The 13,575-nt window shown below is 44.3% G+C and carries 16 protein-coding genes; 9 read left to right on the forward strand and 7 right to left on the reverse strand.

Annotated features, from left to right (window positions below; genetic code table 11):
- Positions 1 to 16: 16 nt before the first annotated feature.
- Positions 17 to 1,363, forward strand: a complete 1,347-nt coding sequence (gene clpX / locus UXZ23_RS00260) for an ATP-dependent Clp protease ATP-binding subunit ClpX (protein WP_320818665.1) — start codon at positions 17 to 19, stop codon at positions 1,361 to 1,363.
- Positions 1,364 to 1,472: 109 nt separating this feature from the next.
- On the opposite strand, the gene UXZ23_RS00265 is transcribed toward clpX, so the two are convergent.
- On the reverse strand, positions 1,473 to 2,015 hold the full coding sequence (locus UXZ23_RS00265) for a flavodoxin (RefSeq protein ID WP_320818666.1): 543 nt from the start codon (positions 2,013 to 2,015) through the stop codon (positions 1,473 to 1,475).
- 376 nt (positions 2,016 to 2,391) lie between these two features.
- On the opposite strand from UXZ23_RS00265, the gene UXZ23_RS00270 reads away from it, so the two are divergent.
- Entirely contained in the window at positions 2,392 to 2,703 is a 312-nt protein-coding gene (locus tag UXZ23_RS00270; RefSeq protein ID WP_320818667.1) for a rhodanese-like domain-containing protein, read from the forward strand.
- A 60-nt stretch (positions 2,704 to 2,763) separates the two neighbouring features.
- Positions 2,764 to 3,108, forward strand: coding sequence for a hypothetical protein (locus UXZ23_RS00275; RefSeq protein ID WP_320818668.1), 345 nt, complete (start codon positions 2,764 to 2,766; stop codon positions 3,106 to 3,108).
- 16 nt (positions 3,109 to 3,124) lie between these two features.
- Here UXZ23_RS00275 and UXZ23_RS00280 read toward each other — a convergent pair whose 3' ends face one another.
- The 5 genes from UXZ23_RS00280 to UXZ23_RS00300 form a co-directional block, all read right to left on the reverse strand.
- Positions 3,125 to 4,072 carry a DUF808 domain-containing protein gene (locus UXZ23_RS00280; RefSeq protein WP_320818669.1) on the reverse strand — a complete coding sequence of 316 codons (948 nt, stop codon included), beginning with the start codon at positions 4,070 to 4,072 and terminating at the stop codon, positions 3,125 to 3,127.
- 32 nt (positions 4,073 to 4,104) lie between these two features.
- Positions 4,105 to 4,737: an outer membrane protein gene (locus UXZ23_RS00285; protein WP_320818670.1), complete on the reverse strand. Its 633-nt coding sequence runs from the start codon at positions 4,735 to 4,737 to the stop codon at positions 4,105 to 4,107.
- A 34-nt stretch (positions 4,738 to 4,771) separates the two neighbouring features.
- A complete protein-coding gene (locus UXZ23_RS00290; protein WP_320818671.1) occupies positions 4,772 to 5,404 on the reverse strand; it encodes an outer membrane beta-barrel protein in 633 nt (210 codons plus the stop codon).
- On the reverse strand, positions 5,401 to 6,342 hold the full coding sequence (locus tag UXZ23_RS00295) for a hypothetical protein (RefSeq protein ID WP_320818672.1): 942 nt from the start codon (positions 6,340 to 6,342) through the stop codon (positions 5,401 to 5,403). Before UXZ23_RS00295 ends, UXZ23_RS00290 begins: the two co-directional genes overlap by 4 nt.
- 109 nt (positions 6,343 to 6,451) lie before the next feature.
- Complete coding sequence (locus UXZ23_RS00300) at positions 6,452 to 7,384, reverse strand: DMT family transporter (protein WP_320818673.1); 933 nt, start codon at positions 7,382 to 7,384, stop codon at positions 6,452 to 6,454.
- Between the two features lie 430 nt (positions 7,385 to 7,814).
- Between UXZ23_RS00300 and UXZ23_RS00305 the strand changes: the two genes are divergently transcribed.
- The 6 genes from UXZ23_RS00305 to UXZ23_RS00330 all read left to right on the forward strand — a co-directional run bounded on the left by UXZ23_RS00305 (position 7,815) and on the right by UXZ23_RS00330 (position 12,900).
- Positions 7,815 to 9,437 carry a CTP synthase gene (locus UXZ23_RS00305; protein ID WP_320818674.1) on the forward strand — a complete coding sequence of 541 codons (1,623 nt, stop codon included), beginning with the start codon at positions 7,815 to 7,817 and terminating at the stop codon, positions 9,435 to 9,437.
- Between the two features lie 53 nt (positions 9,438 to 9,490).
- Positions 9,491 to 10,783: a phosphopyruvate hydratase gene (eno, locus tag UXZ23_RS00310; protein WP_320818675.1), complete on the forward strand. Its 1,293-nt coding sequence runs from the start codon at positions 9,491 to 9,493 to the stop codon at positions 10,781 to 10,783.
- 156 nt (positions 10,784 to 10,939) lie between these two features.
- Positions 10,940 to 11,200 (forward strand): type II toxin-antitoxin system ParD family antitoxin, encoded by a 261-nt coding sequence (locus tag UXZ23_RS00315; RefSeq protein ID WP_320818676.1) that lies wholly within the window; start codon positions 10,940 to 10,942, stop codon positions 11,198 to 11,200.
- Positions 11,200 to 11,490, forward strand: a complete 291-nt coding sequence (locus tag UXZ23_RS00320; protein ID WP_320818677.1) for a type II toxin-antitoxin system RelE/ParE family toxin — start codon at positions 11,200 to 11,202, stop codon at positions 11,488 to 11,490. The genes UXZ23_RS00315 and UXZ23_RS00320 overlap by 1 nt, the downstream gene beginning before the upstream one ends.
- A 24-nt stretch (positions 11,491 to 11,514) precedes the next feature.
- Entirely contained in the window at positions 11,515 to 12,126 is a 612-nt protein-coding gene (locus UXZ23_RS00325) for a hypothetical protein (protein WP_320818678.1), read from the forward strand.
- A gap of 627 nt (positions 12,127 to 12,753) precedes the next feature.
- Complete coding sequence (locus UXZ23_RS00330; RefSeq protein ID WP_320818679.1) at positions 12,754 to 12,900, forward strand: lmo0937 family membrane protein; 147 nt, start codon at positions 12,754 to 12,756, stop codon at positions 12,898 to 12,900.
- Between the two features lie 228 nt (positions 12,901 to 13,128).
- Here UXZ23_RS00330 and UXZ23_RS00335 read toward each other — a convergent pair whose 3' ends face one another.
- Entirely contained in the window at positions 13,129 to 13,464 is a 336-nt protein-coding gene (locus UXZ23_RS00335; protein WP_320818680.1) for a hypothetical protein, read from the reverse strand.
- Between the last annotated feature and the right edge of the window lie 111 nt (positions 13,465 to 13,575).

Here is a 13,575-nt window from a genome sequence, read left to right on the forward strand (position 1 = left end):
ACGAAGGAGATACCTCATGAGTGAAGCCCCGGTAACCCCTATATGCTCGTTTTGTGGCGCACCGAAAACGCCGCAATTACCGCTAATTGCAGGAGAAAATGGTCATATTTGCGAGCCCTGTGTCAAATTAGCTTATCAAGTCGTCAGTAGTTGGGGGCGTCGTGGGGTACAGGTTGAGCCAGAGTTAAAAACACCATCATCGATTAAGAATTTTCTCGACGATTATATTATTGGCCAAAATAGCGCTAAAAAGACGTTGTCGGTGGCGGTTTATAATCATTATTTACGTCTTAAGTTCCAAGATAAAGGCGAAGCCCGTTTATCGCTGTTGCCTGAGCAGCAAGATGTTGAATTAGAAAAATCCAATATATTACTGGCGGGCCCGTCAGGCACGGGTAAAACCCTGTTAGTAAAAACCTTGGCGCGTATTATCGGCGTGCCATTTGTTATCGGCGATGCCACAACGCTAACCCAAGCAGGATATGTGGGTGAAGATGTCGACAGCCTGCTTAAGCGTTTGCTGGAAGCTGCCGAAGGCGACGTGCAATTAGCTCAGTGGGGCATAGTCTACATTGATGAAATCGACAAAATTGCTAAACGCGGTGGTGGCGGTTCCAGTGTGCGTGATGTATCTGGCGAAGGCGTACAGCAAGCCCTGTTAAAAATGGTGGAAGGCAACGAGGTTCGCATTGCTAAGTCGGGTCGTCGTGAAGGCGGTGAAGAGGTCGTGTTAAATACTCAGAATATTCTCTTTATTGTCGGCGGTGCCTTCCCAGGATTAACCGATTTAATTAGTCGCCGTTTGCAGCCACCTAAGTCTGGTATTGGTTTTCATGTGCCAGCGACGATAGACAAAGTGATTGATAACGAACAATTGCTATCGGCGTTACAGCCCGACGATTTATTGCAATTCGGTCTTATTCCTGAGTTTATCGGTCGTTTCCCGATAATTACTTTCTTACAAGATCTGGACGTTGCTAGTTTAAAACGTATTCTGCAAGAGCCTAAGAATGCGCTGATTAAACAATATAAACAGCTATTTGCATTCCAGAATGTCTGGTTAGAATTTACCGATGAAGCTCTAACCCATATCGCTGAGGAAGCAGTCAAACGTGGTACGGGCGCCCGTGGCTTAAGAGCCATGCTGGAATCATTATTACTCTCCACTATGTTCGAGCTTCCTTCCCGCCCGCAGTTAAAGGGTTGTGTGGTGGAAGTACAGAAGGACGAAAGTGATGTTGAGCAGTTGATTGTGCGTGAAGAACTCGACGAGAGCATAGTAGGCAATGAGCTTAAGGATGTAGATCCATCAAGTATTACGGCTGACGCCAGCGATGAATCCTCTTCCGCAGCTCAGGGATGAGCTAGGTCGCTTAACTTAGAATAGATTTAAAAGAATAGACTTAAAATGAAAAAGGCACAGCTAATCCGGCGAACGAGATTAGCTGTGCAAGCAAAACGAATTCACATTATTAGGCTGGCAGCCCAAAGGTAGGAGCAATTTGGCTCAGCCAAGTATTCAAACGTTCTTCGGTTAAACCGGATTGGTTGTCTAAATCGAGTGCTAAACCAACAAACTTACCATCAATGATGGCTTCAGAGTGTTCAAACTCATAACCTTCATTTGGCCATGCACCGACTAAGGTTGCGCCTCGTTCGCTAAAGAACTCATGCAATTCCCCCATCGCATCTAGGAACTCATCAGGGTAACCGACTTGGTCGCCTAAGCCGAAGATTGCAATGGTTTTACCAGTAAAGTCTGTGTCTTCAATGGTAGGTAGGAATTCTTCCCAGCTCTCTGCATCGCAATCAGATGATAGGCCTGGTAATTCACCGTCACCTAAGGTTGGTGTTCCCAATAGCAAAAAATCATACGACGAAAACTCTTCAGCGGTAGCACGGTTGACGTTTAATGGCGCAGCCATTAATTCGTCGTCGTACTTCTTTTTAATAATTTTTGATACTTTTCTGGTTTTACCCGTATTGCTACCAAAAAACAGTCCGATTTTTGCCATGATTAATCCCCTTAATATGAAGTTTTAGCTTGCGATTACGCAAGGGTTGCTCGATGAATAATCTATTTCTAGATATTGCAGAACTTGTGCCATGGGGTTTCTATTTGGTCGGTTTATAACTAACTGATTTTGTTTATAATTTTATGCGGCGTCGAAAGCTTGTCGTAAAGCAAACAATACGTTTTTTCGATTCCAATACGTTTTGTCGTATTTGCAACAATGGCGATCTCCACTTGTTTACGGCAAATAACTGTTTTTAAAAGAATTTATATAAATACTCTAAAGGTCTAATTTTTGCTGGTATAGCATACAAGTGTGTTGCTCGCAGAGTAGTGCGTAGAGTCGCTGCGTATTGGAAATTCTCGGAGAATTGGGTATGAAAAAGTTTGGCCTAGTAACCGCAACGGATATATCCAGCTTACTGGCAGGGCAAGATTCGCTATTGTTAGATTGTCGTAAAGTGGCGGATTATAAAGAAGGTCATATCGAGGATGCCTTGCATGCTCACGATGGTCTGGTCGAATCCTTGATCAAAAAAGGCGATAGAACTAGGCGTATCGTTATCTACTGCTACACAGGCCACAGCAGCGAGCACTTGGCTGAGTTGTTCAGTAGTTTTGGCTTTAACGATGTTTATAGCGTTGAAGGTGGTTACGCCAGTTGGCAACAATTGTGCGCTACTAAGTAGCGCTTGCCGCAGCGCTATTTATTGCAGAAATCTTGATAGAAAATTTAGTAGGAAGCAGATATGAATATCTGGTCTTTACAGAAAGAACCAAAACTCAAAAGCTTACTCATTATTCTACAAGAATATTTAGGCCGTGAAGCGTTTGTTATCGATATGGATACTCCGGTGAGCTGGGAAGCCATATACATTCGTGATCCGCATGATGAAGATCTATGTGCCTACCTTTACACCTATGGTGAAGGCATAGAACGCTATGGCTTACACTTGGAATATCCGAAAAATTCTGAAAATTACAGTTATGACGTGTTCGAATCGTTAACGGCTAAGCGCGTCGCCGAGATGTTAGCCGTTCACTTTGATGTCTATCGTATTGGGTATTTTCCGCAGTCTTCAGGATTTCGGTAATATTGTTGGCCTCGTTTTATTCGGCGTTAGTTTTTTCAGGAACAAATTTGTGATAAAGGCTAAACACCGCCACCAATGCGGCGCCAGCAATAAGACCGGCAATAACGTCAATGGTTAAGCCTACTATAATGGCCAACACATGACCGCCGATCATACCTTCCGCCGCATGAGTAACTTGATGGCTGAGTTCACTGAGCGCAGGAATACCATGCACTATAATGCCGCCACCCACCATAAACATGGCGGCGGTGCCCACCACCGATAGCAACTTCATTAATTTCGGCGCTAACGTTAGCAATGAGTCGCCTAATATTTTTTGCATTTTTCCGAGTAGCGTTGGTTTGGCTTTCTCACTTAAATACAAACCAACGTCGTCCATCTTAACAATACCAGCCACAATGCCGTACACGCCGAAGGTAAACGCAATCGCCAACAGTGATACGACCAGTACTTGGGTAATAAATGGCGCGGCACTGATAGAGCCTAAAGTGATAACAATAATTTCGGCCGATAGAATAAAGTCGGTACGAATTGCTCCGCTGATTTTATCTTTCTCGAACTCAACCATATCAACATCGCCATCGGCGAGTGCATTATGCAGTGCTGTCTTTTCTTCATTTGAAGGTTTGTGCAGCCATGAATGAACCAGCTTTTCTACGCCTTCAAAACATAAATAAGCACCACCTAACATCAGTAGCCAAAGAATTGCCCACGGGGCAAAGGCACTGATAACTAATGCCGCAGGTACTAATATCAGCTTATTTTTTAACGAGCCCTTAGTCACCGCCCAAACAACCGGTAGTTCTCGTTCCGCCCGAATTCCCGAGACCTGCTGAGCGTTTAGCGCAAGATCATCACCGAGTACACCAGTAGTTTTTTTGGCCGCCATTTTTGACATAAGAGCAACATCGTCGAGAACGGTTGCAATGTCATCCAGTAACGCGAGTAAGCTGCCAGCGGCCATGAGGTATCTCTGCAGTAGATATTCGTAAATGATTAAAAGTAAATGCCAATACCCAAGGCTAACCCTGAGTAAGTAATGTCGAAGCTGCGAATGCTATCGGGAAAAACATCCAATAGCTCTTGCCTTTGATATTCTATTCGCACAACGGTGACTTTGGTTGGCTGCCAATCAAAGCCAAGGCTGTAGTAGTAACCAAAGCCATTGTCTGTGGCGGAGTCTTTGCCGGCTTCTTTAACATCGTCAAAGGTTTCTTCAAGATCAAGATTGGCCTTATATGCCAATCCTCCAAGGCGCAAGTAGCCGCGAAATTTATCGGCTATCGGAAAGTAGCCATGCGCGCCGAGTAGCGCACTTTTACTCGATAGGGTCGTTTGATAACTACCCGCTAAATCGTGTGCGATTTCTGATTCGTTGTCGGCAACAATACTGATGCCCGTTTCGATTCCCCACCAAGGTTTGAAGTCATAGCCTAAGTTAATCTGGCCATTGCGCGATAAATCAAAGTCTGGCGCTGTATTTTCACTACCAATGGTTACTTCAGGACGGCCAAAGGTTGGGTTAATAGAATACGGGCGCTTGATATCTTGCTCATCAGCGTAACCGCTTATGCTAATGCCACTAAAGAGCATTATTGCCAACAATATCCGAGTTGATAATGAAATCACAGGGTTAAATCCCAATTTAGGACGATAATAATTGTTAAAATAAAATTCCAGCTCCAACCACAATGCTTTGGCAGCTGATATCAAAAGGTCGACTACTATCGGAGAAAACATCTAACAAGTTTTGGTATTGATACTCGAACCGTAACTTTATTTTTTGTTCTGGATTTAACGAGAATCCAATAGCATAGTAATAACCTTGGCCATAGTCAGTGGCAGAATCTCGTCCTGATTCTTTTATGTTATTAAATGATTCTTCAACTGACAGTTTTACTCGGTAATACACCCCGCCGAGACGAACATAACTGCCAAAAATCTCTGTAATTGGTAGGTAAACTTGTCCTCCGAGATGTGCAGTATGAACTTTTATTGTTGTTGTGTAGTAACCGGCGATATCAGAGTCTCGAGATGTAACCTCGTTAAATAAAGTCAAGCCGGTATCAAGGCTAAGCCAGTGAGTGAGATTATAACTAAAGCTTGTTTGAATGGTGGCGGATAGATTGGTAACTGGGGGTTCTTTGTCTTTTGGAGTAATGTCAATCAATGTGAGGCCGGAAATCAGATCTATAGAGTATGGCTTTACATCTTGGTTCGTTTCAGCGTGGCTCGGGAACGTTAACGTTAAAAGTAGAATAATTAAGAGCTGTGCTCTGCGTGGAAATAAACTCATGGTCGATACTCCATAGAGACTTGGTCACTTCGGCTTCCGAGTATCGAGCCATCGTTAATGGTATTTTCTAATGAGCCTATTTTTTGCCGTACTAAATTTAGCTCTATCGTGCAATAAGCTATATCGAAGTTCTTAGTGCTAGCTTGATTGGCTTCAAATACACCTGCGACGTTCATTTCTCTGTTTTGAAATATTTGCACAAATGATGTCAGCAAATCCTCCATTGAATTATCAAATATAATGGGGTTCTCATCTGGGATGAAGTCACCGATAGTGAAATTATGTGATTGGTTGTCGTCGATTTCAAAGTAAAGTATCCAGTCACGGAAAGGATCAGATCTATTGTTTGGGCGACAGGACTGGTAGCTAATAATGCGTAGCTTGTCGGCTGGATTACCAAGCCATTGCAGATAAAACGCGTCCGAACGATTGGTATACACTAAATTATTTTGCGGACTGGTAATTTCTACTTCTTCTGGAAAGCTTAAACTTGCACTATACCCAACAATTTTACTCGGTTCAGTATCAACAATAACCTCATCAGCAGGGTACCACCTATCGCTACGCGTTTCTTGAGGGGCGTGTACAACATTAATGTTTAAAGTAGTGCTTGGATTATTAAGGGTTAGGGTATTTCGGTAATAATTTTTGGGGTATACATAACCTGGAAAAATTTCATTTCTATCAAGGATTTTTTCTTCGGCTTCAGTTCGAGCGGAGAATACATCACCACCGATAAGTTGAACGGACTCTCCCTCATTATAAGCGACAGCGGCCACTTTTGCGTAGGTTGCACCTAAAGGGATATCGGCCTGAACGAATATAGAGGCATCCATATATGGATTAGCGTCATCTCTATTGTTGCCGATTCCTGCGTCTGTACATCCGCTAAGAGCAAAAGGTAACGTTAGCAGTATATATGGTATTAAATTATTCAAGGACGATACTCCACTTCAATGCTATCGTTACGGCCGCATAATACTAATGGCAATGCCATTAGTATTATGTATCTGCTTTTTGTTTTAACCATCATTACGCATGTCCTTGCTATTTCTGCAAACGCGATACGCCAATCATCACCAGCGCCATGCCTGCTACCGTCATCCAGCCAAAGGGTTCGCCTAAAAACACCACCGCCATAATAGTGGTCATCACTGGGCCTATGGTTCCGCTAACACTGGTTTTTGCCGGGCCAATGCGTTTGATCGCTTCGCTCACCATAAATGACGGCACAACCGTGGCAAATATTGCCATGATCACCGTACCGATCCAACGTTCAGTATTCATTTCCGGCATGACAATACCGTGTATCACACCGTAATGAATAAAGGTCGCAACCGATGCTGATGCCATCGCCACGCTGGTGAATAGTAAGCTGCCAAGAGCACCAATCGCCTTTTTACTGAACAAAATATACAGCGCAAACGATAGGGCGCTGGCCAAGATCAACAAGGTGCCGGTCGTTATCTCAGAAACGGCGTTGCTACTGCCATCGGTAAGGAGTGAGGCATTCGTTAAATCATGCCCATACATCACCAGTAGGCCGACGTAAGTCAGCACTAGAGCCGGAATGAATGAGCGCTTAAACGGCTGACCAAAAAATAACGCACCTAAGACCACGACCAGAGTCGGATAGGCATACAGCATTAAACGCTCAAGCTGTGCACTGACATGCTCCAACCCGACTAAGTCGAGGTACGAGGCCAAGTAGTAGCCAAGCAAGCCAATACCGGCGGCCTGTGTCATTTGAGACAGGCTTGGCTTAACGGCTAAGCGTTTCCAGCTGAAATAGCCGACTACAATATACACCGGCATTGCCAGCATAAGGCGCAACCACATCAGTGGCAGGGCAGTCATTCCTTGTTCATACAGCCATTTGATGATGATTGGCTTGGTAGAAAACAAGAAAGCCGCACTTAGTGCCAGCAACAGCCCAAAGCGGGCGTGATTAGTTGAAGCTTGTTCCGATGGCGCAGCCATAGTGTTCAGTCCTTTGCTATTTAGCGTTGGTTTTATTGAGGCTGCGAGAAATGCTGAGGTGTTTGTTGGAGTACAAGAGCACGACTGCAAGTGATCGCAGCCGTTGCCTGAAGGGTAGGAGTTACCGCTTCTGGACAGCCACGCAAGATGCACCGAGCCACCATTTACAGGTAGCGCTAAGTAAGCATTTTGCGGTTGTAGGCATCGCCAAAAGTGTAAACATTACAAACCAGTTTGTTCAGGATATGAAAGACATGAGCCTAACAGACGTAAAAAGCGAAGAAAAGCATCGAATGAATTTACCCAGTAGGCCGATTCTGGTAACCTGCCCTCCCATCTTGAGTGAGGGTTCTAACGGCGGCTCGAAACGCGACCGTCAAGGCCAGAACTCTCCAGATTATACTTATTTATCTCTGCTCGCGGACCTTCTATGACACGTTTTATCTTTGTCACGGGTGGTGTTGTTTCTTCTTTGGGGAAAGGCATCGCTTCTGCATCTCTGGCAGCCATTTTGGAAGCCCGTGGCCTAAAGGTCACTATGCTAAAGCTAGACCCGTACATCAACGTGGATCCGGGCACTATGAGCCCGTTCCAACACGGTGAAGTGTTCGTTACCAACGATGGTGCGGAAACGGATCTAGACCTTGGTCACTACGAACGCTTTATTCGTACCACTATGTCTCGTCGCAACAACTTTACTACCGGTCGTATTTACACCGACGTATTGGCGAAAGAGCGTCGTGGCGATTACTTGGGCGGCACTGTTCAGGTAATTCCACACATCACCGACGAAATTAAACGTCGCGTGTTTGAAGGTGCAGAAGGTTCAGATGTGGCGTTGGTTGAAATCGGTGGCACCGTAGGTGATATCGAATCCCAGCCCTTTTTAGAAGCCGTGCGTCAAATGAAAGTAGAGCTAGGTTCTAAACGCGCCTTGTCTATTCACTTGACCTTAGTACCCTATATCGCCACCGCTGGCGAAACCAAAACCAAGCCGACTCAGCACTCAGTAAAAGAGATGCGTACTATCGGCCTGCAGCCAGACATCTTAATTTGTCGCTCAGATCACAAAATTGAAGCCTCAGCGTTGCGCAAGATCGCCTTGTTCACCAACGTAGAAGAGCGCGCGGTTATCCCGCTAGAAGACGCCGAAACCATCTACATGATTCCGCGCAAGCTACACGATGCGCATTTAGATGATTTGATCGTCGAAAAATTTGACCTTACCTGCCGCGAAGCAGACTTATCTGAGTGGGATGCTGTGGCTGATGCCAAGCTCAACCCAGAAAAAGAAGTCACCATTGCCATGGTGGGTAAGTATATGGACTTGCTCGATGCCTATAAGTCATTGATCGAAGCCATCGACCACGCTGGCATCACACATCGTGCGAAAGTAAAAATTCGCTTTATTGATGCCGAAGACGTCGAGCGTAAAGGCATTGAAGTATTAGCGGGCGTTGACGCCATCCTAGTACCTGGTGGCTTTGGTAATCGCGGTGTAGAAGGTAAAATTCGCACTGTACAGCATGCTCGTGAAAATAAAATTCCATACCTAGGTATTTGTTTAGGTATGCAGGTGGCTGTTATCGAATACGCCCGTAACGTTGTCGGCTGGAAAGATGCACAATCGACCGAATTTACCCAAGACACCACCCATCCCGTGGTTGGTTTGATTACCGAATGGACAACGGCCGAAGGCACAACAGAAGTGCGTTCAGAAAATTCTGATCTCGGTGGTACGATGCGTTTGGGTGGTCAGGAGTGTCGTTTGACTCCAGATTCATTTACCGCAAAAGCTTACGGTAAAGACATTATTACCGAACGTCATCGTCACCGTTACGAAGTGAACTCATCACTCGTTCCTAGTTTAGAAGAAGCCGGTTTACGTATTGCTGGTCGTTCTATGGATGGTGAACTGGTAGAGGTTGTTGAAGTTCCGAATCACCCATGGTTTGTGGGTTGTCAGTTCCACCCGGAATTTACCTCCACTCCGCGTGATGGTCATGGTTTATTCTCGGCGTTTATTGCAGCCGCGTTAGATCACAAGAAATAGACCACAAAAAATTTAATTAATAAGACTTAAGCCTCTAATTATTGGAGACACGCATGGCGAAGATTATCGATATTAAAGCACGCGAAGTGCTGGATTCACGCGGCAACCCAACGGTTGAAGCAGACGTTACCCTCGAAGGCGGATTTCTTGGAACTGCCTGTGCACCCTCTGGCGCATCGACCGGTACTCGTGAAGCACTCGAACTGCGTGACGGCGATACAAGCCGTTACCTAGGCAAAGGCGTATTAAAAGCCGTTAGTAACATCAACGGTTCAATCAAAGGCGCTTTGTTAGGTATGGACGGCTTAGATCAGCGTGCACTCGATACAGTCATGATCGAACTCGACGGCACCGAAAATAAAGCTAAGCTTGGCGCTAACGCCATTCTTGCCGTGTCTTTAGCCGCTGCCAAAGCCGCTGCCAAAGCCAAAGGCGTAGAGCTGTATGAGCACATTGCCGACATCAACGGCACGCCTGGCCAATACTCAATGCCAGTGCCTATGATGAACATCATCAACGGTGGTGAGCACGCTGATAACAACGTAGATATTCAAGAATTTATGGTGCAGCCAGTAGGCGCGCCAACGTTCGCTGAAGCATTACGTGCCGGCGCAGAAATCTTCCACAGCCTGAAAAAAGTACTCAGCGCACAAGGTTTAAATACCGCCGTGGGCGACGAAGGTGGCTTTGCTCCTAACCTAGCATCCAACGCCGACGCACTCGCTGCGATCAAAACCGCCGTAGCCGACGCCGGTTACGAACTGGGTAAAAACATTACCCTAGCGTTGGATTGCGCATCATCTGAATTCTACAAAGATGGTAAGTACGATCTAAAAGGCGAAGGCAAAGTATTCAGCGCCGAAGAATTCTCCGACTACCTGTCTGAATTGTGCGACCAATACCCAATCGTCTCCATCGAAGATGGCCAAGACGAATCAGATTGGGCTGGCTGGAAATACCAAACCGAAAAACTGGGCAAACGCGTTCAGTTAGTGGGCGACGACCTGTTCGTAACCAACACTAAGATCTTGGCAGAAGGTATCGAAAAAGATATCGCCAACTCTATCCTTATTAAGTTCAACCAGATTGGCTCACTAACCGAAACGTTAGAAGCCATCAAAATGGCGAAAGAAGCAGGCTACACTGCTGTTATCTCTCACCGTTCTGGCGAAACTGAAGACACCACCATTGCCGACCTAGCCGTTGGTACATGCGCAGGCCAAATCAAGACTGGCTCACTATGCCGCTCAGACCGTGTTGCTAAGTACAACCGCCTGCTACGCATTGAAGAGCAGTTAGGTGCTAAGGCTCCGTATAATGGTTTGAAAGAGATTAAAGGGCAGTAAGACCTGCTCTGACCTTTGATTATTAAAGCGCACTTCGGTGCGCTTTTTTGTGGGCGGAAGGTTAATACGATAGCGCGACCAATAACAAAGATTGCTAATGATTGTTAAAAATTGCTAATCTAAGCCTGTTTTAATCTTTAAAAGCAGGCTCAGATTATGAATGTTTCGCTTACACCTCACCTAGAAGACTATGTAAAACAAAAGGTTGCGGCCGGAATGTACAACTCCGTGAGCGAAGTTATGCGCGAAGCGCTTCGCTTGCTAGAAGAGCGTGATGCACTAAAAGAAATGAAGTTAGCAGCACTGCGGCGTGACCTCCAAGAAGGCATCGACGAGCTTGATCAAGGCCAAGGAACAACTTTGGATATGGAAGAAATCAAGGCGAAAGCACGGGCGATAAAAGAAAGCAGGACCTAATGCTCCAGCTCGTCAAAGCGCCTAAGGCTGAGGCCGATCTTATTGATATTTGGCTCTATGTTGCTGAAGACCAGCCCATCAATGCAGATCGTTTGCTTGACCGATTAAATGACGCGGCATTGTTGGTTGCAGAAACGCCTTTAATGGGTGTTGACCGGCCTGATCTATCTAAAGATATTAAAAGCTTTCCAGTTGAAAACTACATCCTCTTTTATCGAATTAAACCGGAGGTGCTTGAACTGGTCAGAGTGCTGTCGGCATCGAGAGATATTGGTAGTGTTGATTTTTGATATAGAGGAAAAATCGAGTTTCTTATGATAATTGATAAAGATATAGTATTAGTTTTCTTGAGTACTTCAGCGACTTTGATTGCTGTTTGGATCGGTCATTGGCTGTCAGAATCTAATCGAAAAAAATCAGCGATGCAACTTGAGGAAGCAATTTATCGTGAATTGAAAATTCTATCAGGGTATTTTAAAAAGACATTACCTAGCTTGATTAGCGCTTTTAATAGATCGGTTGTTAAAGAATATCGAAAGGTTGAAGATATAAACTTTCGATATGTGGATGCTTCATATATCGAATTTCTGAGATATGGGGGGACTCTTACTGAAGAACAAGTAAGGGGGTTGCATAACCTTCATTGCGTTATGAATGGAGTTTATCTTCAAGGTAATGAACTCGATCAGAACGTAGAAATTGTAGCTGGCGGTCTGCTTTTGCGGAAAAAATATGTTGCTTCCTATATTATCCACATTATTGACTTTATATACTTAGTTGAAAAATTCACATCACTTAAATCCGAGTTTGATTTTGATGGGTTTGAAGTCGATAGTAGAAAAATAAAGTATGTCATGGGTGATTTTCTTCAAGATGGTGAACTTTCTAGTTTTGTTGATGAATTTATACGAGTAATAAACGAATAAGACAATAAATGATAAATGAATAAGGCAGTCGTTCTAAGATGAAGTCGGCTCTAATTTTAGGGTGATTTAATCAGCTTTGATTTTTTCTGATTTCTAGGGTGTCAGGTTGCGGTGATTTTAGGAAATGCTAAAAGTTAGCGATTTTCAGACGAGGCTAAACCTCAGAAGACTTCTGAATTAGGATGGGGGTCTGTTCAATTAGATTTTCGAGGTTAAGAAAGCCTTAATTTACACGCTTGAATTCCCGCTGTTCGTCGTCGTTCTTTTTGTTTGTCCCAGAAACAACTGATTTTTGATTTCACTTCATTGACTGCACCAACAACTCCCTTGAATTCAGATTCGAAATTCTGAGTAATATAGAGCCAGTGTTCCGCATCAATTCCAAGCCGTTGCATGATGGCTGCTTCGGATTTTCAATTGATCCTCGTTTGTTCTCTCGGGTTTAGCCAACTTAATACTGAACCTGCAAACAGTTAGAAGATCGATTATTTTATCTTACTATGTGCTCTAGCGTACAGAAATAAGCTGCCACTAATTGTAGTCTCTACTCGTAGCCTTAGGGATATGTGGCATCTAAAGCCTCATGCTCTATCAAAATGTATAGCATGTAAGAAAGGAAATCTGGAAATGTTAGAAACTATTGCAATCGTATTGATCGTTCTTTGGGCGCTAGGTTTGATCACATCAATAAACCTAGGAGGTTTTATTCACGTTTTGCTAGTGATTGCTATTGTGGTAATTCTTATAAGGGTTATTCAGGGGCGTAGACTTTAAGTTTCTTATATTTATCACTCATAGACTCTTCAATAAATAGGACAGTCATCCTAAGATAAAATCGGCTCTGATTTTAGGCCGATTTAATCAGTGTTAATGTTGTCTTATTTTTAGGGGATTAACTTTCCATTGTTTTAGAAAGCGCTAAAATTTAGCGATTTTGAGGCGAGGCTAAACCTCAGAAGGCTTCTGAATTAGGATGGGGTGTGTTGAATTAGATTGTCGAGGTTACGAAAGCCTTAATTTACAGGCTTGACTTCCCGCTGTTCGTCGTCGTTCTTTTTGTTTATCCCAGAAATAACTGATTTTTGATTTCACTTCATTCTCTGCACCAACGACGCCTTTGAACTCAGATTCGAAATTCTGGGTAATACAGAGCCAGTGTTCTGCATCAATACCCAATCGATTCATAATTGCAGGTTCAGCTTCAGAAATGGAGCCTCGCTTATTTTCTCGTATTTGGCGGCCGGTCCACAAAATGAAGGATAATTCTGCAAAGCCGTCAGGCTGCCCGAAGGGCGAGTCTCGTGGATGAGATGAGTGTAAGCGCTCAAACAACCCCATCTAAAACCCACGCCAAAATCCATTTAAGCTGTCTTCAAATTATTTAACGAGACAGCTCATGACCAAATCGGAACAATGGCAACAACACCTTAATCTCTGGCACGCCAGTGG

It is taken from the genome of Thalassolituus sp. (genome assembly GCF_034111725.1).
Classification (GTDB): Bacteria; Pseudomonadota; Gammaproteobacteria; order Pseudomonadales; family Oceanobacteraceae; genus Thalassolituus.

Bases quoted from the DNA above. Each gene is read 5' to 3' on its own strand.
- clpX (WP_320818665.1), top strand. From the start codon at position 17: ATGAGTGAAGCCCCGGTAACCCCTATATGCTCGTTTTGTGGCGCACCG.
- UXZ23_RS00335 (WP_320818680.1), bottom strand. From the start codon at position 13,464: ATGGGGTTGTTTGAGCGCTTACACTCATCTCATCCACGAGACTCGCCC.
- eno (WP_320818675.1), top strand. From the start codon at position 9,491: ATGGCGAAGATTATCGATATTAAAGCACGCGAAGTGCTGGATTCACGC.
- UXZ23_RS00270 (WP_320818667.1), top strand. From the start codon at position 2,392: ATGAAAAAGTTTGGCCTAGTAACCGCAACGGATATATCCAGCTTACTG.
- UXZ23_RS00265 (WP_320818666.1), bottom strand. From the start codon at position 2,015: ATGGCAAAAATCGGACTGTTTTTTGGTAGCAATACGGGTAAAACCAGA.
- UXZ23_RS00325 (WP_320818678.1), top strand. From the start codon at position 11,515: ATGATAATTGATAAAGATATAGTATTAGTTTTCTTGAGTACTTCAGCG.
- UXZ23_RS00290 (WP_320818671.1), bottom strand. From the start codon at position 5,404: ATGAGTTTATTTCCACGCAGAGCACAGCTCTTAATTATTCTACTTTTA.
- UXZ23_RS00280 (WP_320818669.1), bottom strand. From the start codon at position 4,072: ATGGCCGCTGGCAGCTTACTCGCGTTACTGGATGACATTGCAACCGTT.
- UXZ23_RS00320 (WP_320818677.1), top strand. From the start codon at position 11,200: ATGCTCCAGCTCGTCAAAGCGCCTAAGGCTGAGGCCGATCTTATTGAT.
- UXZ23_RS00330 (WP_320818679.1), top strand. From the start codon at position 12,754: ATGTTAGAAACTATTGCAATCGTATTGATCGTTCTTTGGGCGCTAGGT.
- UXZ23_RS00275 (WP_320818668.1), top strand. From the start codon at position 2,764: ATGAATATCTGGTCTTTACAGAAAGAACCAAAACTCAAAAGCTTACTC.
- UXZ23_RS00300 (WP_320818673.1), bottom strand. From the start codon at position 7,384: ATGGCTGCGCCATCGGAACAAGCTTCAACTAATCACGCCCGCTTTGGG.
- UXZ23_RS00315 (WP_320818676.1), top strand. From the start codon at position 10,940: ATGAATGTTTCGCTTACACCTCACCTAGAAGACTATGTAAAACAAAAG.
- UXZ23_RS00305 (WP_320818674.1), top strand. From the start codon at position 7,815: ATGACACGTTTTATCTTTGTCACGGGTGGTGTTGTTTCTTCTTTGGGG.